This window comes from Flavobacterium xylosi, from assembly GCF_042787345.1.
In the GTDB taxonomy this organism is placed as follows: Bacteria; Bacteroidota; Bacteroidia; order Flavobacteriales; family Flavobacteriaceae; genus Flavobacterium; species Flavobacterium xylosi.
The window spans coordinates 66566-89431 of the sequence record NZ_JBHZPZ010000009.1; the positions used below are offsets into that span (position 1 = coordinate 66566).

Genomic DNA, 22866 nt, shown 5'->3' on the forward strand with positions numbered 1-22866 from the left:
AAAATAGTAACCCAAAAAACCATGAACCACTTATTACCAATAGAAAAGCGAAATGCAGTTTTAAGCAGTATGGCCGAACTTCTTGAACAAGAAAGAGCCAATCTTAAGACTATAAATCAACAAGATTTAAATAATTATTCTGGTGATGACTTGGCGATGGAAAATCGTTTATTGGTTGATGATGCCAAAATTGACGGTATGATTTTATCCCTGCAACAATTGGCAAGTCAAGAAGATCCTGTTGGCGTAGAACGTTTTAATTTCGACCATGAAAACGGAATGAAAATCATCAATAAAACAGCGGCTTTTGGAACCATAATGATTATTTATGAATCCAGACCTGACGTTACTGTTGAAGCAGGTGGAATCGCTTTTAAATCCGGAAATAAAATTCTATTGAAAGGCGGAAAAGAATCCTTATTATCCAATTTGAAAATTGTTGAATTGTGGCATCAAGCTTTACAAGAAAACAATATTACTTCAGAATGGGTGGAATACTTGAATTACAATCGGGAAGAAACGCAGGCCTTTTTAGAGAAACCAACACAAAAGATGGACTTAATCGTTCCTCGTGGTGGTGAGAAATTGATTGCTTTTGTAAAGAAACATGCCACTTGCCCAGTGATTATAAGTGGTCGAGGAAATAACTTTGTGTATGTAAATAAGGAAGCCGATTTAAAAAAAGCACTTGATATTATTATTAACGGAAAAACCTCAAATATATCTGTTTGTAATGCTTTAGATAAAGTTTTAATTGATACAAATCTTGACAATTGGGAAGCTTTTGCAAAGAAAATAGTTACCGAATTACAACAAAGAAACGTTACTGTTTTGGGAGATGAAAGTATTTCAAAAGCAGCAAAAGTTCCTCAGATTGAATCCGATTTAATTTGGTACGAAGAATTTTTAGATTATAAAATTGTTATTGGAACAACCAATTCAAATCAAGAAGCGATTGACAAAATAAATAAATATTGTGGCGGACATTCTGCTTCGATAATCACAAAAAATGATGCAATTGCTCAGGAATTCATGGAAAATGTAGATACCGCAGCCGTTTATCAAAATGCGTCTACTCGATTCACTGATGGAGGACAATTTGGTTTAGGTGGCGAATTAGCCATAAGCACAGACAAATTACACCAACGTGGACCAATTGGATTGCAACATTTAGTTACTAATAAGTGGTATATTTACGGAAATGGACAAATCAGGTAAAAAAAGAATTTTATTAAAGATAGGAAGCAATACGTTAACCAAAGAAACCAATCACATTTCGAGAGGAAAGATTGAAGATATTGGGATGCAAATAGCAGCTTTACAAGACGATTACGAGTTTATCATTGTGAGTTCCGGTGCGATAGCTGCAGCCAAACAATTTGTAAAACTGGAAAATCAAGACAAAGATGTTTTTGTAAAACAAGCATTGGCTTCGATTGGTCAGCCTCATTTGATGCGGATTTATCATGAAAACTTCAGCGATTTAGGATTGCTGATTTCGCAATGTTTGCTATCATATTCTGATTTTGAGAAAGAACAGTCCAAAGTGAATATCGTGAACACCATCAATGTGTTGGTCAAAAATAATTACATTCCTATTATCAATGAAAATGATACCGTGGCTACGGATGAGATTCGGTTTGGCGATAACGATAAATTAGCTGCTTTAACGGCCGTTTTATTAAATGTTGACATTCTGATTATCGCTACCAATACAAACGGAATTTATACCAAAGCATCCATCCATGATGCCGCTCCTGAAACGATTTCTCTAGTAACCAATTTAAAAGTTTTGGAAAAAGAGGTTGGCGATTTGAAATCATCGCACGGAACTGGTGGAATGCAATCTAAAATAGAAGCCTCGGCAATAGCCAAAGCAGCCAATATAGAAACTTGGATAGTCAACGGATTGGAAGACAATTTTATTTTAAAAGCTTTAAAAAACGAAATACCTTTTACTAAAATTCTATAAAATGTTAATGCGATTAATCGGTTATTCGGTTAATCGATTAAACACACGAGCAAAGCGAACTGACGAAGTAAATAACCGATTAAACAAATAAGACATGAACTACATCTCGATACAAAACATAGATTCGCTCGATAAATGGGTAAAACAAGCCTTAAAAATCAAGAAAAAACCACTCAAAAACAAAAAACTGGGTAAAAACAAAACCTTGGGGATGTTGTTTTTTAATTCCAGTTTAAGAACACGTTTGAGTACACAAAAAGCAGCTCTTAATTTAGGGATGAATGTCATGGTAATGAATTTTACCAGCGAAGGTTGGACATTGGAATTTGAAGATGGAGCCATTATGAATTCTGGTGCTTCGGAACATATCAAAGAAGCGGCAGCAGTTGTTTCTCAATATTGCGATATAATTGCTATAAGAGCTTTTGCCGGATTGGCAGACAAAGAAAAAGACAATGCCGAAATCGTTCTTTCCGGATTTTTGAAATACGCCACTGTTCCAGTCGTGAATATGGAAAGTGCTACAGGGCATCCATTACAATCACTAGCCGATGCAATAACTATGGCGGAACACAAAACAAAGCACAGACCAAAAGTAGTTTTGACTTGGGCGCCACATCCTAAAGCGTTACCTCAAGCTGTCCCTAATTCATTTGTGGAAATGATGCAGTTACAAGATGCTGATTTTGTTATTACTCATCCTGAAGGCTACGAGCTGAATCCTGAAATCACGAAAGATTCCAAAATTGAATACAACCAAGATAAAGCTTTCGAAAATGCCGATTTCATATATGCCAAAAACTGGAGTAATTACAAGGAATACGGTCAGATTACAAATTCCGACCCAAATTGGACTGTAACTGCCGACAAAATGAAACTGACTAACAATGCTAAATTCATGCACTGTTTGCCGGTAAGACGTAATGTAATTGTTACGGATGAAGTGATTGACAGTGAAAATTCAATTGTTATCGAACAAGCCAACAATAGAACCTATGCCGCACAATTAGTGTTGCAAAAAATACTTGCCCCCCAACCCCCAAAGGGGGAGCTTCCAAGCGATGGCAAAAAGAAAAAAGAAAAAAAGAATGGAAAATAAAAAACCGGTAGTAATAATAAAAATTGGAGGAAACATTATTGATAATCCAACAGAATTAGCACAATTTTTGTCTGATTTTTCTAAGATTGAAGGAAATAAAGTACTCGTTCACGGTGGAGGAAAATCAGCTACTAAAATGGCCGAAAGTATAGGTTTAGTACCTCAAATGATTGACGGAAGACGCATCACCGATGCCGCTATGCTTGATGTAGTTGTGATGATTTATGCAGGCCAAATCAATAAAAATATCGTTGCACAATTGCAAGCTAACAATACCAATGCGATGGGGTTTTCCGGTGCTGATGGGAATTTAATTCAATCCGACAAAAGAAACCACCCAACAATCAATTATGGTTTTGTAGGAGATGTCAAAAAAGTGAATACACAATTACTGGAAACGTTGCTTTCAAATGGTATTAGTCCTGTATTTTGCGCGATAACACACGATGGAGAAGGACAATTATTAAACACGAATGCGGATACCATTGCCAGTGAATTAGCGATTGCTTTATCGGAAGTTTTTGATGTCACTTTGAATTATTGTTTCGAAAAACCAGGCGTTTTATTCGATGCCGAAGATGATTCTTCCGTAATTGAAAACATCAATCAAGAATTATATTCCAAATTAAAAGCCGAAAAAGCGATACATTCCGGTATGATTCCTAAATTAGACAACTGTTTCAATAGTTTATCTAAAGGAGTTCAAAAAATAAAAATTGGTCATCACCGGATGTTGCAAGACACTAAGGCAATTTGTACAAGCATTGAGTTATAATTCATTTGCCACAAAGACGCTAGGGCACAAAGAACTGATTTAAAAACTTCGTGACTTTGTGACTTCGTGGCAAAAACTGACCTTCGTGGTTAAACAAAAAATAGCGCCTTTGTGGCAAATAAAATATGAAGAGTATAGAAATCCTTACACAAGAAGCCATCGCACTATTAAAGTCGCTGATTGAAACGCCGTCTTTTTCAAGTGAAGAAGACCAAACAGCCCTTTTAATCGAAAATTGGTTTAAACAAAATAATATCCCTTTCAAAAGAAAGAATAATAATGTTTGGGCTTTCAACAAGCATTTTGATAAAGCCAAACCAACGCTTTTACTGAATTCGCACCACGATACGGTAAAACCGAACCAAGGTTATACCAACGATCCTTTTGAAGCCATCGTAAAAGACGGTAAATTATTTGGACTGGGAAGCAATGATGCCGGAGGTTGTCTTGTTTCTATTTTAGCCACTTTTGTACATTTTTATTCGAATGAAAAACTGCCTTACAATATTGTGATGGTCGCTTCAGCCGAAGAAGAAAGCAGCGGGAAAAATGGATTAAACAGCGTTTTGCAACATTTACCGGAACTGGAATGTGCTATTGTTGGTGAACCAACTTTAATGCAATTGGCCGTAGCCGAAAAAGGCTTATTGGTACTCGATGTCATCGTAAAAGGCACAGCCAGTCATGCCGCACACAACAATCCGGATAATCCTATTTACAATGCAATACCCGTTATAGAATGGTTTAATAGCTATCAATTCGAAAAAATATCGGAGGTTTTAGGTCCCGTAAAAATGACCGTAACACAAGTCACAGCCGGAAAACAACACAACGTAGTTCCTGCAGAATGTCATTTGGTTGTCGATATCAGGGTGAATGATTGCTATAATAATCAAGAAATTTTAGATAACGTAAGCCCCCCAACCCCCGAAGGGGGAGTTAAAAAAGAAAATCGCGACGTAATTGTTACGCCGCGTTCGATGCATTTGAATGCGTCATCTATTCCAGTTGCACACGGATTAGTACAAGCCGGAATCGCGCTGGGAAGAACCACGTATGGCTCGCCTACCCTTTCGGATCAATCAGTTTTGAGTTGTCAATCCTTGAAATTAGGACCTGGAGAAACCCTGCGGTCACACTCGGCAGACGAATTTATATTTATAAACGAAATAGAAGAAGGAATTCAATTGTATATCAAAATACTAACTGATTTTTTCAAACAATAAAATAATTTGGATTTATCCTAATTATTTTCAGGAGCTAATCCCGCTATACGTTGCAATCTTTTATTTTTTAAAGAAAAAAAGTAAAAGGATTTCCACTTCTATCGGGGCTAAAATCTAACAGTCTAAAAATCTAATTATCCACAATATGAAACTTTGGGAAAAAGGAATACCAACCGATAAAAAAATCGAACATTTCACCGTTGGAAACGACAGGGAACTGGATTTAGTTCTGGCAAAATATGATGCTTTAGGTTCTATTGCACATGCAAAAATGTTGGGACAAATTGGTCTTTTAACAGACTCTGAAACCGTTTCTTTGGTTTTGGCTTTGGAAGAAATAATAAAAGACGTTGCAAACGGAAAATTCGAAATCGAAGACAGCTTTGAAGACGTGCATTCCAAAATTGAATACCTCCTAACAGTAAAATTAGGTGACGCCGGAAAAAAAATTCATACCGCCCGTTCTCGTAACGACCAGGTTATGGTAGACGTTAATTTATATCTTAAAGATGTCGTCAAAGAATTGAAAGAGCAAGTAAAAAGCCTTTTCGATTTGCTAATGGAATCAGCTGAAAAACACCAAAATGTGTTATTGCCAGGATACACCCACCTTCAAATTGCTATGCCATCTTCTTTTGGAATGTGGTTTTCCGCTTACGCTGAAACCTTGATTGATGATGTAACGATGTTGAATGCCGCTTTGAAAATTGTGGACCAAAACCCATTAGGTTCAGCCGCAGGTTACGGAAGCTCGTTCCCTATCAATAGAACATTCACAACTAAAGAATTAGGTTTTGAAACTTTAAAATTCAATTCGGTTGCTGCTCAAATGAGTCGTGGAAAATCAGAGAAAACGGTCGCTTTTGCTATGAGTAGCGTAGCTGCTAGCCTATCGAAATTCGCGATGGATGTTTGTTTGTACATGAGTCAGAATTTTGATTTTATCACTTTGCCTTCGCATCTTACAACAGGTTCGAGCATCATGCCGCACAAGAAAAACCCAGATGTATTTGAATTGATTCGTGGAAAATGCAACAAAATTCAAGCCTTGCCTTACGAAATTACGTTAATCACTAATAACCTTCCAAGTGGTTATCACAGGGATTTACAATTGTTGAAAGAAGGATTGTTTCCAGCGATTCAAAACCTAAAAGCTTGTTTAGATATCGCTATTTTTGCAATCAAGGACATTAAGGTAAAAGAGCATATCTTAGACGATAAAAAATACAATTATTTGTTTACCGTTGATGCTTTAAATGAAATGGTGGTTGCGGGAATGCCTTTTAGAGATGCTTATAAAGCAGTTGCAGAACAATTGGAAAATGGTACTTTTCAATCACCAAAAGAAACCAAACATACACACGAAGGAAGTATCAATAATCTTTGTTTAGCAGAAATAAAAGAAAAAATGACTGAAGCATTTTAGTTATTTTTTCACAATAAAATTTTAAGAAAACCTCGTTTAAAAATATTAAACGAGGTTTTTCAGTTAATTATTCCTTTCAAAATCAAAATCTACCCATCGGAGCTCTCATCATATTTTGCTGCATCATCATGTTTTGCTGCATCATCATGTTTTGAAAAAACCAAGTATTAAAATTATAATAGTGATTCCTGTATGATGAAGTTTGGATTATTGAAAAATCTATCGGTAAAATAATTTCTTGTTTTATAGCCTTTCCCTCTACTTTTCCGGGATTCCAATAAATTTCTGTTTTAAAACAAGTTAAAAAATCTAATATCGCTTTATCACAATCTGAATCTAATCCTTTAATTAGTTTAATCTCTGAGACAATTCCTGATGGATCAATAATACATTTAAGTAATACATATCCATGATTGCTATTTTGAATAGATTCTAATGGATAGTTTACTTTCTCCTTAATTAATTTTTGTAAACTTTTAATCTTCTTAATTTCTGCATTATTCTCACAAACTTGATATACTTTTTCTCCGTTAAAATCTGTGAAATAAGCGCTTTTTAATTTCTGATTTTCATATTCGTAAGTTATTTTTTTTCCTGTAATTACGTCTAAAAATATTTCACTACCACTCCCTCTTGCATCTAGAACATTAACATTATCTTCATTATACACTAATTTATAAATGATTGTTCCAAATTCCAAAATATCATATACCCTGTGAACTTTTCCATTTTCAAAAAATTCAACTGTTTTTTTATGCTTATTATTTTTATAGCTTAGCTTTCTTCGAACCACTCCGTCGGGAAAATAAAATAAAAAATCACCTTGTTTATAATGAGGATAAAAAGAGGTGAAATCACCTTCATAAATTTTTACATCGTTTTTAAAAAAATGGGTTACATGAAAAACAGAATCTTTTACTGATTCTATTTTTGAATAATAAGTACTTTTATCAGGATTATTAGTTTCATCTCTAAAAGAATTATAAAGAATATTATGCCCTCTTTTATAAAGCTTTCTGTACTTATAAATCTTTATGATAGACGGTATATCTTTCTCATCATATTTCCCATTTTCAATCTGTGTTTTCAGAACCGGGTCATTTCCAAAAACATCGGCGGCCATCTTTTTAAATTTACCTTCCCCAGACGGAAAAGTAACAAAATCAGAATCATCACTAATCTTTACAATATACTTAGAGTAAGGAATTCCACTTGCTCCTTCTGCCATAAATTTATAAAATTGCATTCCGGCGACATTTTCAATCTTTTCTGCAAATTCACTTTTACCTGAAATTCTATCTCCAAAAACACTTACAACCATGACATTTTTTACTACAGAAAATGTATCTATACCAATTATGTATCCATTAGATTCATCTGCTGTAATAGATTTTTCTTCATCTTTTTCATTTAATTTAAACTTCAATGCTCTATCACTTTGAGAATATTTCAACAATCCACTTACTTTCAATCCATTGTTGTCATAATAACTGCCTTTTTCAAAATTTTCTACGGCTGAGTAACTAATATTAAGTGCTATTTTAGGTTCATAATCAAAATCAAAGTAACCGTTAATAATTTTCTTATTATAATCAACAAAACTACCTATTTCGTAATTAGTTGCTATATTCTGGCCATTCATACAGTAACTAAAGGTGACTACTAACAGGTAAAAAAGTATTTTCATATTGGGATTTTGTATTATTTATAGAATTTTCATTGAGTTAATAAGCGAATCAAAAATAACAATTTAAAAGGGAAAACAACTTAAATTCCAATAAAAATTAACAAAGTTATTTTTACAAATATTACAGTATTCTTGACAAAATTTCATAATCGAAACATGAAAGCCTGCTTGGATATCGCTATTTTTGCAATCAAGGACATTAAGGTAAAAGAGCATATCTTAGACGATAAAAAATACAATTATTTGTTTACCGTTGATACTTTAAATGAAATGGTGGTTGCAGGAATGCCTTTTAGAGATGCTTATAAAGCCGTTGCAGAACAATTGGAAAATGGTACTTTTAAATCTCCAAAAGAAACCAAACATACGCACGAAGGAAGCATCAACAATCTTTGTTTGGATGCCATAAAAAATAAAATGAACGATTCTTATTAATTCAAAACCACAATAATTATTACAAAAAAATCCATTCGCTTCAACGAATGGATTTTTTTATACTTTAAATTTAAATCTGTTGGTTTTTAAACTCTTTTACCCAATTCGTCCGCATCAATATCACTATGCGAAACATTATAAACAGCTTTTCCTTCTTTAATTAATATCAATTGTGGCGATTGATGCGTCACTCCTAAACGAGTTGAAATTTCATTAGAAATATCGCGATGCGCTATTAAATCTAAAAAATAAGGCGTAACTTTATCTAAGCTATTAAACTCATTTTCAAACTGTTTCAGCGCCATCCTACTTACACTGCATCGGGTACTGTGTTTAAAAATAGCCACTGGTTTTTCATTCGAAATAGAAATAATTTCATTCAGTTGTCCTAAATCGGTTAGTTCATTCCAGTTAATTTTGTTTTCGTTTGAACTCTTATCGTCTGAACTATCAAACATATTTTTAAAAAAACTCATAATTGTCTTGTTTTAAGACATTTTGACTTTAAACATAATAAAAATCATGAAATTTCTGTCAATTTGTCTGTATTATTATATTGGAATATATATTGAATATTGATTCGCAAAGTTAAGTAAATAACATAAGAAATATAAAGTCATGAACATAAATAAATTCACCATCAAATCTCAGGAGGCCATACAGCTTTCACAACAATTGGTTCAAACTTTAGGACAGCAACAAATAGAAAACGAACATATTTTCAAGGCAATTTTTGAAGTCGATGAAAATGTGGCTCCCTTTATTTTGAAAAAATTAAACGTAAATGTGCCGCTGTTTCTTCAAATATTAGATAGCACGATTCAGAGTTTTCCGAAAGTTTCCGGTGGCGAAATTATGCTATCCAGAACCGCAAACACAACGCTGAACGAAGCCGAAATTATTGCACAAAAAATGAACGATGAATTCGTTTCTGTGGAGCATTTAATTTTAGCGATTTTTGATTCTAAAACCAAAGCTGCCCAAATATTAAAAGATCAGGGTGTAACCGGAAAAGGATTGAAAGCAGCCATAGAAGAATTAAGGAAAGGTGAACGTGTGACTTCCGCTTCTGCCGAAGAAACCTATAACTCATTAAACAAATACGCCAAAAACCTGAACGAACTGGCCCGCGCCGGTAAACTGGATCCCGTTATTGGTCGTGACGAGGAAATTAGACGCGTATTGCAAATTTTAACCCGTAGAACTAAAAATAATCCTATGCTGGTTGGTGAGCCTGGAGTAGGTAAAACGGCCATTGCGGAAGGATTGGCACACCGAATTGTCGACGGGGATGTTCCTGAAAACCTTAGAGATAAAATCGTGTATTCTCTTGATATGGGTGCCCTAATTGCTGGTGCAAAATACAAAGGGGAATTTGAAGAACGATTGAAATCCGTGGTGAAAGAAGTAACTTCTGCCGAAGGTGATATTGTTTTATTTATTGATGAAATCCATACACTCGTTGGAGCCGGCGGTGGCGAAGGCGCTATGGATGCGGCTAACATTCTGAAACCTGCCTTGGCACGTGGAGAGCTACGCGCCATTGGAGCAACCACATTAGACGAATATCAAAAATACTTTGAAAAAGACAAAGCACTCGAAAGACGTTTCCAAAAAATAATGATCGAAGAACCGGATACCGAAAGTGCTATTTCAATTTTGCGTGGTATCAAGGAAAAATATGAAACACACCATAAAGTTCAGATAAAAGATGATGCTATTATTGCTGCCGTCGAATTATCACAACGCTATATTACCAATCGCTTTCTTCCAGACAAAGCCATTGATTTAATGGATGAAGCAGCTTCAAAAATACGCATGGAAATCAATTCTAAACCAGAAGAACTGGATGTTTTGGATCGAAAAGTAATGCAGTTGGAAATCGAAATTGAAGCCATTAAAAGAGAAAAAGACGAAAGCAAGCTCAAAATTTTGGGAATGGATTTGGCCAACCTCAAAGAAGAGAGAAACGAAATCTATGCCAAATGGAAATCAGAGAAAGATGTTGTCGATAACGTTCAAGCGGTAAAAACCGAAATTGAAGATTTCAAATACGAAGCGGAACGTGCCGAACGCGATGGTGATTATGGAAAAGTGGCTGAAATTCGTTACGGTAAAATCAAAGAAGCCCAAGAACGATTGGATGTTTTGCTAAAACAATTACAGGAAAATCAATCTGGAACTTCCCTAATTAAAGAAGAAGTTACCCGAGAAGATATAGCCGAAGTCGTGGCCAAATGGACCGGAATCCCAGTAATGAAAATGCTTCAGGGTGAAAGAGAAAAACTGCTGAAACTGGAAGATGAATTACATCAAAGAGTCGTAGGACAGGAAGAAGCCATTCAAGCAGTAAGTGATGCGGTTAGAAGAAGCCGTGCCGGACTGCAAGACATGAAAAAACCAGTGGGAACATTCCTTTTCCTTGGCACAACAGGTGTTGGAAAAACCGAATTGGCAAAAGCCCTGGCCGAATACCTATTTGATGATGAAAATGCGATGACTCGTATTGACATGAGCGAATATCAGGAACGCCACAGTGTAAGCCGATTGGTGGGTGCACCTCCAGGATATGTGGGGTATGAAGAAGGCGGACAATTGACGGAAGCCGTTCGTAGAAAACCGTATTCCGTAATCTTATTGGATGAGATTGAAAAAGCGCATCCTGATACCTTCAATATCTTGTTACAAGTATTGGATGAAGGACGTTTGACAGATAACAAAGGACGTTTGGCCGATTTTAAAAACACGATTATCATCATGACTTCTAATATGGGAAGCCAGATCATTCAAGAGAAATTCGAATCCCGAGACTTTGGGATAAAAGGAAGCATAGAAGCCGCAACCGAAGCTGCCAAAGTGGAAGTATTGGGATTATTGAAACAAACGGTTCGTCCGGAATTCATTAACCGTATTGATGAAATCGTGATGTTTACGCCGTTAACCAATGAAAATATTACCAAAATAGTTGGTTTACAACTGAAAAGTGTGACCAAAATGCTAGCACTTCAAGGTATCACGATGGATGCAACTCCAGAAGCTATTGCCTATTTATCTGAAAAAGGATATGATCCGCAATTTGGAGCCAGACCAGTAAAACGTGTCATTCAAAGGGATGTTTTGAACCAATTATCTAAAGAAATTCTAGCGGGAAAAATCACAACAGACAGTATTATTCTGTTGGATGCTTTTAATGGGCAGTTGGTTTTTAGAAATCAGATCGAATTAGTTTCTTAATTTAATAAATAAATTCATTTGAAAAACATCAGTCGAAAGGCTAGTTTTTTTTATACCTTACTTTTTTTTAGTAGCAGCACCTTTATGGGTTTTCATCACGAGTTGTCCCGCTGTCCGCAGTATCCACGCCCAAAAGCGTGGTATACTTGCTCCCATCGGGGCTAGAATAGAAATTTTTGGTTTTTCAAATTGATTTACTCTTGAAAATATTGTACCTACTATGGATAAACAAATGCTAAAATCTAATTTCTCTGACAATTTAATTTTCTTTTTCCTTAACTTTGAGAAAACTAAAAAAATCCATTAATGAAACCAACCTCAATTCTTTTTTTATTCCTACTACTATTCATTTCTCATAACAATTACGCACAAACTACAATCGACAATCCCGAAATCAAAAAAATGGTTGCCGAGGTAAAAGCTGAAAATCTGGAAGCAACAGTACGCAAATTAGCTTCTTTTGGAACCAGACATACATTGAGTGACACCAAAAGCAGTACAAGAGGTATTGGAGCGGCGCAGCGATGGGTAAAGTCTGAATTTGATAAATATGCGTTGGAATCTGGCGGGAGACTTTCGTCAACTATCGATTATTTTATGATTAAAGCCGACGGAAAACGCATTGCAGCTGACAGCCAACTCGGAAATGTAATGGCGACATTAAAAGGTACAGATCCAACTGATGATCGCGTTTTAATAATAAGCGGTCATCTAGATTCCCGTGCTACTGATGTGATGGATGCTAAATCTGATGCGCCTGGTGCTAATGACGATGCTTCAGGAGTTGCCGCAATGATGGAATTGTCGAGAATTATGAGCAAACGGGAATTCCCTTTTACGTTGATTTTTGTGGCGGTAACCGGTGAAGAGCAAGGATTGTATGGCGCAAAACATTTATCCGATATTGCCAAAGAATCCAAATGGAATGTCGTTGCGATGATTAATAACGATATGATTGGAAACAGTTTGTCAAGCGGTACTAATGTAAGAGACAATACTAAAGTTAGGGTTTTTAGCGAGACGATACCTTTTCTGGAAACAGAAGCTGAAGCTAAATTGCGTAAAGCTACCAATCGTGATAATGACAGTCCTTCGCGACAATTAGCCCGTTACATCAAAACAGTTACCAATCAATATGTGGAGCAGTTAGACATTATTTTAGTATACAGAAATGACCGATTTTTACGCGGAGGTGATCACACTCCTTTTAGCCAAAACGGATTTACTGCTATTCGTTTTTGCGAAAGGAATGAAAACTACAATCAACAGCATCAAAATCTAAGAACAGAAAACAACATAAAATACGGCGATCTTCCTGAATTTATGGATTTTGACTATTTGAGAAAAATAACAGGTTCCAACTTGGCCACTTTCAGCAATCTGGCTTGGTCTCCAAAAGCACCTACAAACGTAGGAATTGAAGTAAAAGATCTGACTAATTTCTCCACTCTGGTTTGGAGTGCTCCGGAAGGCAAACCGGTTTATGGCTATCATATTCTTATCCGCGAAACTGCAACGCCACACTGGGAAAAAGCAATTTTTATCAAAGATTTAAAAGCCGAAATTCCCTATTCAAAAGACAATTATTTCTTTGCAGTACAATCAGTGGATGAATTAGGTCATTCCAGCTTACCGGTTTTTCCAATTCCTATTCGTTAAAATATCAGAAAATTTTGAATAATTAGATATTTAGATTCTGTATGATTTTAAATTTATACAATGAGATTAAGAGTTTAAGAGTCCATTGGATAACTAATAAAAATAAGTGCTAAACAAAAAAGCGTTTGCCGAGGCAAACGCTTTTTTTCTGGTAAAAATTTAACTTAAGTATTAATTATAAACACTCTCTTTTTTGAAATAAACAGCTAATAAATAATAAACTACTGCTCTGTATTTATTTTTATTAGAGCGCCCGTATTTTTCCATTATGGTATCAATTCCGGCATTTAAATTAGCGCCATCTGACAGACCTGACTTCTTAATTAAAAAATTATTCTTTATTGTGTCCAATTCTGATTGTTGGCCTCCGGCTACAGTCGCTGAATCATCATTATAAATCGAAGGGCCGCAACCAATAGTTACTTTTGTTAATAAATCCATGTCTGGATTAACGCCACATTTGTCTTTCAAATCGGAAGCATACTTCACAATTAATTCATCTCTTACACTCATAAATAAAAGTTTAATAGTTGATTATTTTTCTTAACTATCTCAATTTAATCATTTATTCATAAAACAATCGTTTTTTTTAATAAAATTATACAATTTTAAAATCAAACCAGTTCTTTAAAATATTGCAATAGAATACTATCGTTTTCTAATGTTGGAGTAAAAACCTCCAGAATACTTGGCTTATCATTCTGACTGTACAAAGCATTTAAACTATTTTCTAAACTGGTTTCATCACTGGCAATACTATATTCAAAACCATACATTTTGGCCAAATGTTCGGCAGTTAAACAATGTGAAGTTTCAAAGAATGTATTAAAAACAGGAGTTTCTTCATGGCCAGGCAAAATTCTAAAAATACCCCCACCACCGTTATTAATCAAAATAATCTTGAAATTTTTCGGGATGTATTGGTTCCAAAGTGCATTACTGTCATATAAGAAACCAATATCGCCTGTTATAAAAATCGTCTGTTTTTCATTGGCGACAGCCGCACCAATAGCGGTTGATGTACTTCCATCAATACCGCTCGTGCCTCGATTGCAATACACTTCAACCGATGAATCAATGTCTATTAATTGTGCATAGCGAATGGCCGAACTGTTGCTGATTTGCAATTGACTGTTTTTTGGTAATCTTCTAATCACTTTTTCAAAAACTACGAAATCCGAAAAAGAAATTTTGGCTAAATAGGTTTCATGTTTTTCTTTTCGCAAAGTTTGCACTGCATCCATTTTTATGAAATAATCACTTTTGATTGCCGTAGTCAAAGGCAAAAAAGCTTCAAAGAAAGAATTCGGGTTAACATTAAAATGCTTCGTCAATACTCCAAAAGTGTCATACGCTCTCAAAGTATCAATGTGCCAATGGTGTTTGGGCTTGTACTTTCGTAAAAATGCTTTGATACGTTTAGAAACAATCATTCCTCCAAAAGTCAGCAGGATTTCCGGACGAAAAGTCTCAAAATCATCCGAAGTGAAAGGCGTAATAATCGTATCAATATTATTTATAAAATTGGGATGATGCAAATTAGAAGTCGTCTCTGTCATCACCACTAGCGACTGATTATCGGCAAGAAAATTGATTGTTTTATCTGAAATCATATTGGGATCATTGACGCCAACAAGAATCATTTTCCGAGTTGAATTGTTCCAAATAGAAGCAAATTCAGATAAATTTTCTATTGCAGGCAATGCGTTCAAATTTGCAAAAGCATTCACCATTACATCTACAGAAAGGGCTGAAACCGTTTCGTATAAAGGTTCTTCAAAAGGCGCATTAATATGAACCGGTCCTTTTTTATCCAAAGCAATATCAATCGCCTGGTTTATTTTATAATCATTTTCTTTTGAAACTGCTTCGTTTAAATTGGCATTATACAAAGAATGGTTGGCGAATACATTTTCCTGACGAATGGTTTGTCCGTCACCAATATCTATCTTGCCTTGCGGTCTATCCGCAGAAATCACAATCAGAGGAATCTGACTGTAAAATGCTTCCGCAAAAGCAGGATAATAATTCAATAATGCAGAACCTGAAGTGCAAACCAGAGCCACGGGTTGTTTTTTTTGTTGCGCAATTCCGAGTGCAAAAAAAGCGGCACAACGCTCATCGGCAATACTGTAACATTGAAAAGCGGGATTGTTTACAAAACCGATTGTCAAAGGGGCATTTCGAGAACCCGGGGAAATTATTATGGTGGTGATTCCTTTGGCTAAACAAATCTGAATAATGCTTTGTGCTAAAGGTATTTTGGGGTAAATCATTGTTTTAGTTTCAAAAGAACAAAGATACAAAGTTGCAAAGGTTTTTCTCTAATCTTAAATAGTTTTCTTAAATTTGTAGGGAAAATAGATTCGATATGGAAATTAAGATAAGACCGGCTGTTTTTGCTGATATAGATACGATATTGGAAATTGTGAATCATCAGATACTTCACAGCACTTCTAATTATGATTATGAACCACACGATTTTGAAACTCAAAAATCATGGTTTTACCAAAAACAGGCAAAAAATCAACCGGTAATTGTAGCTGAATATGAAAATGGGACAATTGGATACGCTACCTATGGACAATTTAGAGAAAAAAATGGCTATCAATATACGGTAGAACATTCCGTTTATGTTGCTCAAGAATTTATAGGGAAAGGCATTGGAAAACAACTATTGGCTGAATTGATTCGATTGGCAAAAAATCAAGGGTATCATGTTATGATTGGCGCCATTGATGCTGATAATGCAGGAAGCATTACTTTTCATGAAAAATTTGGTTTCAAAGTGGTGGGCACTATTCGGGAAGTAGGCTACAAATTTGATCATTGGCTTGACTTGGTTTTTATGCAATTGATTCTAAAATAAAGAAGGAATTTCCATTACTCAAAAAAACATAGTTAGTCCAAGAAAACCATTACCGCACAAAGAAGTCGTATATTTGCACATTTTCAAATAGTATGGATTACACATTGCTCTCCTCTCCTTTACAAGGATTTACCGACTTTCGTTTTAGAAATGCCCAAAACAAAATTTTTGGAGGAATTGACACATTTTACTCGCCTTATATCCGCTTGAACGGAAAAATGGTTATCAAACCTTCTTATGAACGCGACCTTCTTCCTGAAAACAATCTTGATTTAGAGGTCATTCCGCAAGTTATAACAAATGATGCCGATGAATTTTTATTTGTGGCAAAGTATGTTAGGGAATTAGGCTATAAAGAACTGAACTGGAATTTAGGATGTCCCTATCCTATGGTGACCAAATCTGGAATGGGCTCCGGTCTGATAAGCAATCCAGAGAAAATTAATCACATTCTGGAACGGGCACATTCTGAATCTGACATTATTGTGTCTATGAAAATGCGTTTGGGTTATGAAAACAGTGAAGAAATTCTTGATGTTTTACCTATTTTAGACAACTACCCTATCAAGAATATTGCAATTCATGCGCGCATTGGGAAGCAATTATATAAAGGAGGTGTAAACTTAGATGCGTTTCAACTATGTATTGACAACACGAAACATAAATTGTATTATAATGGTGATATCACTACCGTGGCTAAATTTCATGAAATGCAAGAACGCTTTCCTTCCATAGACCACTGGATGATTGGAAGAGGATTAATTTCAGATCCTTTCTTACCGAGTATGATTAAAAAAAATACTTTAGAATATCCTGCAAACAAAATTGAATTATTCAGTGCGTTTCATGATACTTTGTATGCTATTTATAGTGAGTCATTATCAGGATCCACACATATTTTACTGAAAATGTACCATTTATGGGAATATTTTTCCGCTACGTTTTCAAATCCGCATAAGGTATTGAAAAAAATAAAAAAAGCGCAAAGTATACGGAATTACGAAGCCGCTGTTGCAGAAATTTTCAAAAATGAAAAGTTTTAAAGAAATTAAACCATTTAGAAATTAAGGTTCATTAAGCAACGGGTCTAAATAATTCTTAATATCTTACTGATTAAAATTTAGGGAATAATCAGTTCTTATTTATCAACAAAAAAAATGAGATTCTCATTTGACTGAGAATCTCATTTAACTTATTTACTTTCTGAAATTGGCTAATTAGCGGCCGTAAATTATACTTTAATCCAATTCAATACTTCCGGATCCGTTACTAATATTCTTGGGGAAATGACTTTTTCTAATTCTCCTTTTTCATTGATTAGGTATTTTTGAAAATTCCATTCTACAGTTGAATCTTGCAATCCATTTTTAGCTTTTTGAGTCAAAAACTGATAAATAGGAGCCATATCATCCCCTTTTACAGAAACTTTGTCCATCATAGGAAATGTGACTCCATAATTCAATTGACAAAATGCAGCAATTTCTTCGTTTGTTCCAGGCTCTTGTGAAGCAAAATTATTAGCTGGAAAACCTACAATCACAAATCCTTTGTCTTTATATTCTTTATATATTGCTTCAAGATCTTTATATTGAGGAGTAAGACCACATTTTGAAGCGGTATTGACAATCATTACTTTTTTACCTTTCAAAGATGCAAAATCAAACATATTTCCTGACAAATCGGTTACTTTGAACTGATAAATTGTTTCCTTTTCCATAACAATATTGCTTTTATTTAATTTAGTTTTTTTGGTTTGTGCCTGATTTTGACAACTAAAAAGAAACAGCACAGAACATGTTAAGAATAATAGATTTTTCATACGTAGATATATTTATTTTTTTTGAATATGGAATCGCATATAAATATCGGTAACATCACCGAATTTTTGTTCAGCTCATTTCATAGTTATATTGTCGATAAAATTAAAACAATTAATTGTTCCTTAAAAATTTATTTCCGCTAAACAAAAGTTAAAAAAGCCTGATGACAAACAAAACACCAGTTTTCCAAACAAATAAACAACAAAACTTAAATATTGTCTGTAGTTGTAGTAACTGGGGCGGCATTCTCTATAGGATATCCGTCCATATCCATTACTTTCCCTTTTTAAATTTGGCTGTAAGATGCCATTCCGAAGAAAGCGATTAAGATTACAAAAATATTTTTCATCGAATGGACTATAATTGATTTACCTTTTTATCAAAGTTAGGTCCCAGTTCATAAATACTAGAACGTAATTCTTCCTTAATTGGCTGCACTTTCTGAGTTTCTTTATTCGATTTGTAAATCATCGCCAAGTGGTATTGCACTTTTGGTTCGAATGTTTTTCCGGCCACATATTTTTGAGCGATTTCTAACGCTTTTTTATTTTGACCCGTATTTAAATATGACCAAGCCAATAAATCATAGGAATCAGGAGTTGGACGATGTTCCACTTCCACTTTTGCAATTTCCAATGCTTTCGAAGCAGTTTCTTTTGCATCAGCATAAATCAAAACATTGTATTTATTGTACATCGCGCCATAATTATTATCTTTTAGCATTGTAAAATAAGCATTCCTGTTTTCTACTTCTTTGGCTTTATTTCCTTCAAATTGGGCAATTTGAGATTTCAATAAATAAAAATCAGGCGTATTGTGCGTAACCTCAATTGCTTCAACTATTCTTTTTGCCTCTACCGTATTTCTTTCATGAGAAAAAACAATCCATGCAATTCCTTTCAAAGCATAAGAATAATTAGGATCTATTGCCAATGTTTTTAAATAGCTGTCATACGATTCTTGTATTCTTCCCGCATGACCGTAAAAATCACCTAGATTAGAATAGGACCAGATTTTAAGCACTTTATTATCTTCTTTCTCAGCAATATCTCTAGCTTTTTCCATAAAAGTTATCGCTGTTTTCAAATCGCCTTTGTGATCATTCCATTTTGCCAGACGAATAAGATAATCATAATCTCGCATATCTCGCATAGCGTTCAAATTCCTTACGGCTTCCGGATAATTCCCCAATTCCATTTGAATGTCAAATAGTAATTTTTGAGTTTCCTTCTTTCCTTCGCCTATTGCCAGCGCTTTATTGGCTAAACCTAAAGCTTCCTTAAAACGGTGTTGTGCAATATAATTTCTGGCCAAAGATCTAATAGTAGAAACCTTAGAATAATTATATGTTTTGTATGATTGTGTTAGCAATGATTCTGTTTTATACAAGTATTTGATATTTCCTGTATATTCAAAAAGTGTAGCATAATTAGACGCTAACATGCTTAAATAACTAATTTGATTAGGAGCTGCATCGAATTTTTTTTGCCAAAAATCAATTTCGTTATTGGCAAAAGTCATTGACTTATTATCTTTTACATTTAGGTATTTATTGTAATCTACTGTTTTTGTAATTTGTTTTGGTTTATAATCGCAACTAAAAAGAGATAGGATTGTAAAAACAAATAATGGAATTATTTTTAAAGTTTTCATAATCTGATTTGTTTGTTTGTTTGTTTGTTTGTTTGTTTTGAAAAGAAAAAAAACAGAGTTGAAATTAAATTATTCGGACTCTGTTTTTTTTTTTTAAATATTACCAGGCTGTAGCCAAATAAGGGAAAGAAACTCCGAATGATTTATCATTTGCATTTACGTGATCTGCGGTAAGTGCTGCATTTGAAGTTCCCATTGGTCCTCCAAAAATCAACAACAATTCTACATCAATTACGTCATCTGCTAAAGCTCTACCAGTTAGAATATTTGTTCCGTCAAAGAATGTTGTTTTTTTAGTTTTATCAACATTCAATACATCAGTAGCCAGAAGACCTGTTAATTGCGGTGCCGTCTGACCTAATGCATTTGTAGTATATCCTGCATTTAAAGCTAATAATCTAGATTGAAAAATAGATTGGTATTTTGCGCCCATCATGGATGGAATTGCAGCATTGAAATCATCCTTAGGCTGCCCAGATGCTATAAAAACGGTGTTTATTGCAGGTCTGGCCATTTGATCTTGTTGAACAAATGTTCCTGAAAAATCAGCGCTTACTGCAGCATTATTATCTGAATCATTATTATCACAATTTACTGAAACAACCGCACATACTAGTGCTAAAGCTATTAATTTGAAATTATTTGTTGTACTCATGATTTTTATATTTAGGTTTTTGAATTCGTGAATCTTCGATTTCATGTTTATATGTTTTAAATAAAATTAGTTATTGTTTTTTCTTTGTTTCAGCCCAAACATTAATTTTGCTGGAAGTACCTAACATTGTTTTTGGAACTTCAACCACTAATGAAAGTACATTTGTTCCTGCAAAAGTGTCTGTACCAGGATTTTTGAATCCAGAAGCTGTTCCTCCAAGGATAGCTTTAAATTGCCCTAAGTCAAAAAAGAAAGGATCGTCTCTTGGTCCTGCAAAAAATTTCATTCCGTTTTTCTCAGCAATTAAAGGTGTTGCACCGTAAGAAGAAATCGTTACACTTCCTGAAGCTGCAATAGTTTTAATGGAACTTGAAGTTCCTGTTGATGTTGGCGCGTAAGGCCCGAAGAAATACATTTTGTCATCTCTTTTGATGGCTTGAATAACTAAATCTTCAATATTGTCGCCTGTGTTATCAATATTGATTTCAATCATAACATTTTCATTAAATGTTGCCGCAGCTGTAGCATTAGGACTTAACAATCCTTGAGTGTTTACTGCAAATGCAAGATTATTGGTGTCTTGTCCTTGAAAAGTGTACAAATCAGTAATATCTGCTGCATTACCTGTTACTGCTGGAGCATCAACGTGATCAGCAGCTACTAAAATTAAGCCCGAAACCGCCACTAGCGATAGACCTAATATCATTTTCGTTTTTTTCATTTTGTTATAATTTAAAAGGTTATTTAAGCATTTACGGGATTGTATTCGGTTTGGTTTTAAAAATCATAAAAAAAATTAATATATTTTTCAAATAATTGATTTACAGCATTTTAAATACTTAAATAAAATACAATTATTACTATTTTTATTTTATTTTAAAGTTGCTATTCACAAAATTTGTCAATTGTGAGTAAGAATGTATAAGTTTGTATTAGCAAAATAAAAAGCATATGACCCAAGACGAACTATTAGTATTAATTAATAAGAAAGATGAAAAGGCTTTTACCCATCTATATGATATGTATTCAAAAAGCCTGTTTGCAGTAATCAATGTCCTTGTGAAAAATAGAGAAGAAGCCGAAGATGTGCTTCAGGATGTATTTGTGAAAATCTGGAAAAATATAGATTCCTATCATGAAAGCAAAGGGCGTTTCTACACTTGGATTCTAAATATTGCCCGCAATACATCAATAGACAAACTGCGTTCTAAAAATTTTAATAACAGTCAAAAAAACCTTTCTTCAGATAATTTCGTACATCTATTTGACGACAGCAGCAAACTCGTCAATAAAATTGATACTATTGGTATACAGGAATTTGTAAAAAAACTAAAGCCAAAATGTATACAAATAATAGATTTACTGTTTTTTAAAGGGTATACCCAGCAAGAGGCTTCCGATGAATTGGAAATTCCTTTGGGAACCGTTAAAACGCATAATCGAAACTGTATTAATGATTTAAGAAATTATTTGAAAATATAATGGAAGCAAAAGAATATATAGAATCAGGTATTTTAGAACTCTACGTTTATGGTTTACTCTCTGAAACCGAAAATGAAGAAGTGGCCGCTATGGCAAAAAATAATCCAGAAATTAACGACGAAATCATTGCGATCGAAAAAGCTATCGTAGCCTTATCTTCGAGCTTTTCACCGTTTATTTCTGCAGAGAATTTCGAAAAAATAAAAGAAAAATTAGAACTTAAGCACGCTAAAGTAATTGAATTCGAACCAAATAGAAATTGGTCTCAATACATCGGCTGGGCAGCTGCAGTTCTTTTATTGGTTGGCATTGGCTATCAATACAATCAAATGGAGCAAACCAATAATCAAGTGGTAAATGCTACTTCCGAGAAATCAAAACTCGAGAAAGATCTTAAAACTTTAGAATTGAAAAATTCGGCAAGCGAAACCAGTTTAGCGGTTGTAAGAGATACAAAAAATACGGTTGTAGCACTTGGCGGACAAACCGTTGCACCAGAATCTTCGGCTAAAGTATATTGGAATAAAGAAACTAAAGTAGTTTATGTAGATGCAGCAGGATTACCGGAACCTCCAGAAGGAATGGTATATCAAGTTTGGGCATTAAAACTGAATCCATTGACTCCTACAAGCATTGGATTATTGGACAATTTCAAGGTTAATGATCAAAAAATGTTTGCTGTAGATAACGCAACTGATGCTGAGGCTTTTGGTATTACATTAGAACCTAAAGGCGGAAGTTTAACGCCTACAATGGAACAATTATATACGTTAGGAAAAGTGTAAATAGTACTTCTTCTTACTAATTAAATAAAAAAGGTTCAACTTTGCGGTTGAACCTTTTTTATTTAATGCTTTTTTCATTGCCATTGGTT

At 34.4% G+C, this 22866-nt stretch carries 20 protein-coding genes and 1 pseudogene; 13 read left to right on the forward strand and 8 right to left on the reverse strand.

The genetic code is table 11. From position 1 onward, the window contains the following. The first annotated feature begins 21 nt into the window (after positions 1-21). The 6 genes from ACFX5E_RS09065 (at position 22) to argH (ending at position 6498) form a co-directional block, all read left to right on the forward strand. On the forward strand, positions 22-1218 hold the full coding sequence (locus tag ACFX5E_RS09065) for a glutamate-5-semialdehyde dehydrogenase (RefSeq protein ID WP_379854882.1): 1197 nt from the start codon (positions 22-24) through the stop codon (positions 1216-1218). Beyond that, a complete protein-coding gene (proB, locus tag ACFX5E_RS09070) occupies positions 1202-1972 on the forward strand; it encodes a glutamate 5-kinase (RefSeq protein ID WP_379854883.1) in 771 nt (256 codons plus the stop codon). Before ACFX5E_RS09065 ends, proB begins: the two co-directional genes overlap by 17 nt. 94 nt (positions 1973-2066) lie before the next feature. After that, positions 2067-3071: an N-acetylornithine carbamoyltransferase gene (locus ACFX5E_RS09075; RefSeq protein WP_379854884.1), complete on the forward strand. Its 1005-nt coding sequence runs from the start codon at positions 2067-2069 to the stop codon at positions 3069-3071. After that, a complete protein-coding gene (argB, locus tag ACFX5E_RS09080; RefSeq protein ID WP_379854885.1) occupies positions 3061-3846 on the forward strand; it encodes an acetylglutamate kinase in 786 nt (261 codons plus the stop codon). Before ACFX5E_RS09075 ends, argB begins: the two co-directional genes overlap by 11 nt. Positions 3847-3971: 125 nt before the next feature. Beyond that, entirely contained in the window at positions 3972-5072 is a 1101-nt protein-coding gene (locus ACFX5E_RS09085; RefSeq protein WP_379854886.1) for a M20 family metallo-hydrolase, read from the forward strand. Positions 5073-5217: 145 nt separating this feature from the next. Beyond that, the gene (gene argH, locus ACFX5E_RS09090) at positions 5218-6498 is read left to right on the forward strand and encodes an argininosuccinate lyase (protein WP_379854887.1); all 1281 of its coding nucleotides are present in this window, start codon (positions 5218-5220) and stop codon (positions 6496-6498) included. 82 nt (positions 6499-6580) lie between these two features. Here the strand turns inward: argH and ACFX5E_RS09095 are convergent, their stop codons facing one another. Beyond that, positions 6581-8185 carry an energy transducer TonB gene (locus ACFX5E_RS09095; protein WP_379854888.1) on the reverse strand — a complete coding sequence of 535 codons (1605 nt, stop codon included), beginning with the start codon at positions 8183-8185 and terminating at the stop codon, positions 6581-6583. Positions 8186-8335: 150 nt separating this feature from the next. On the opposite strand from ACFX5E_RS09095, the pseudogene ACFX5E_RS09100 reads away from it, so the two are divergent. Continuing rightward, positions 8336-8620: pseudogene (locus ACFX5E_RS09100) on the forward strand (argininosuccinate lyase); the annotation flags it as partial. Positions 8621-8706: 86 nt separating this feature from the next. Here the strand turns inward: ACFX5E_RS09100 and ytxJ are convergent. Further along, entirely contained in the window at positions 8707-9096 is a 390-nt protein-coding gene (gene ytxJ / locus ACFX5E_RS09105; protein WP_379854889.1) for a bacillithiol system redox-active protein YtxJ, read from the reverse strand. Between the two features lie 142 nt (positions 9097-9238). Here ytxJ and clpB point away from each other — a divergent pair, with 142 nt between their 5' ends. Beyond that, a complete protein-coding gene (gene clpB / locus ACFX5E_RS09110) occupies positions 9239-11854 on the forward strand; it encodes an ATP-dependent chaperone ClpB (protein WP_379854890.1) in 2616 nt (871 codons plus the stop codon). A gap of 306 nt (positions 11855-12160) precedes the next feature. Then, the gene (locus tag ACFX5E_RS09115; protein WP_379854891.1) at positions 12161-13513 is read left to right on the forward strand and encodes a M28 family metallopeptidase; all 1353 of its coding nucleotides are present in this window, start codon (positions 12161-12163) and stop codon (positions 13511-13513) included. Positions 13514-13684: 171 nt separating this feature from the next. Here ACFX5E_RS09115 and ACFX5E_RS09120 read toward each other — a convergent pair whose 3' ends face one another. Together ACFX5E_RS09120 and menD are read right to left on the reverse strand one after the other, a co-directional pair. Next, positions 13685-14026: a DUF2853 family protein gene (locus ACFX5E_RS09120; protein WP_379854892.1), complete on the reverse strand. Its 342-nt coding sequence runs from the start codon at positions 14024-14026 to the stop codon at positions 13685-13687. A gap of 101 nt (positions 14027-14127) precedes the next feature. Further along, positions 14128-15789, reverse strand: coding sequence for a 2-succinyl-5-enolpyruvyl-6-hydroxy-3-cyclohexene-1-carboxylic-acid synthase (gene menD, locus ACFX5E_RS09125; RefSeq protein ID WP_379854893.1), 1662 nt, complete (start codon positions 15787-15789; stop codon positions 14128-14130). A gap of 95 nt (positions 15790-15884) precedes the next feature. On the opposite strand from menD, the gene ACFX5E_RS09130 reads away from it, so the two are divergent. Next, on the forward strand, positions 15885-16382 hold the full coding sequence (locus ACFX5E_RS09130) for a GNAT family N-acetyltransferase (RefSeq protein WP_379854894.1): 498 nt from the start codon (positions 15885-15887) through the stop codon (positions 16380-16382). Positions 16383-16474: 92 nt separating this feature from the next. Continuing rightward, positions 16475-17425 carry a tRNA dihydrouridine synthase gene (locus tag ACFX5E_RS09135; protein ID WP_379854895.1) on the forward strand — a complete coding sequence of 317 codons (951 nt, stop codon included), beginning with the start codon at positions 16475-16477 and terminating at the stop codon, positions 17423-17425. Positions 17426-17613: 188 nt separating this feature from the next. Here the strand turns inward: ACFX5E_RS09135 and ACFX5E_RS09140 are convergent, their stop codons facing one another. From ACFX5E_RS09140 to ACFX5E_RS09155, 4 genes are all read right to left on the reverse strand, one after another. Then, positions 17614-18201 carry a glutathione peroxidase gene (locus ACFX5E_RS09140; protein WP_379854896.1) on the reverse strand — a complete coding sequence of 196 codons (588 nt, stop codon included), beginning with the start codon at positions 18199-18201 and terminating at the stop codon, positions 17614-17616. A 358-nt stretch (positions 18202-18559) separates the two neighbouring features. Then, the gene (locus ACFX5E_RS09145) at positions 18560-19855 is read right to left on the reverse strand and encodes a tetratricopeptide repeat protein (protein ID WP_379854897.1); all 1296 of its coding nucleotides are present in this window, start codon (positions 19853-19855) and stop codon (positions 18560-18562) included. A gap of 100 nt (positions 19856-19955) precedes the next feature. Further along, positions 19956-20555, reverse strand: coding sequence for a DUF4331 family protein (locus ACFX5E_RS09150; protein WP_379854898.1), 600 nt, complete (start codon positions 20553-20555; stop codon positions 19956-19958). 25 nt (positions 20556-20580) lie between these two features. Beyond that, complete coding sequence (locus ACFX5E_RS09155; protein ID WP_379854899.1) at positions 20581-21231, reverse strand: DUF4331 family protein; 651 nt, start codon at positions 21229-21231, stop codon at positions 20581-20583. Positions 21232-21461: 230 nt separating this feature from the next. On the opposite strand from ACFX5E_RS09155, the gene ACFX5E_RS09160 reads away from it, so the two are divergent. Together ACFX5E_RS09160 and ACFX5E_RS09165 are read left to right on the forward strand one after the other, a co-directional pair. Continuing rightward, entirely contained in the window at positions 21462-21992 is a 531-nt protein-coding gene (locus ACFX5E_RS09160) for an RNA polymerase sigma factor (RefSeq protein ID WP_379854900.1), read from the forward strand. Continuing rightward, positions 21992-22777, forward strand: coding sequence for an anti-sigma factor (locus tag ACFX5E_RS09165; RefSeq protein ID WP_379854901.1), 786 nt, complete (start codon positions 21992-21994; stop codon positions 22775-22777). The genes ACFX5E_RS09160 and ACFX5E_RS09165 overlap by 1 nt, the downstream gene beginning before the upstream one ends. Positions 22778-22866: the final 89 nt, after the last annotated feature.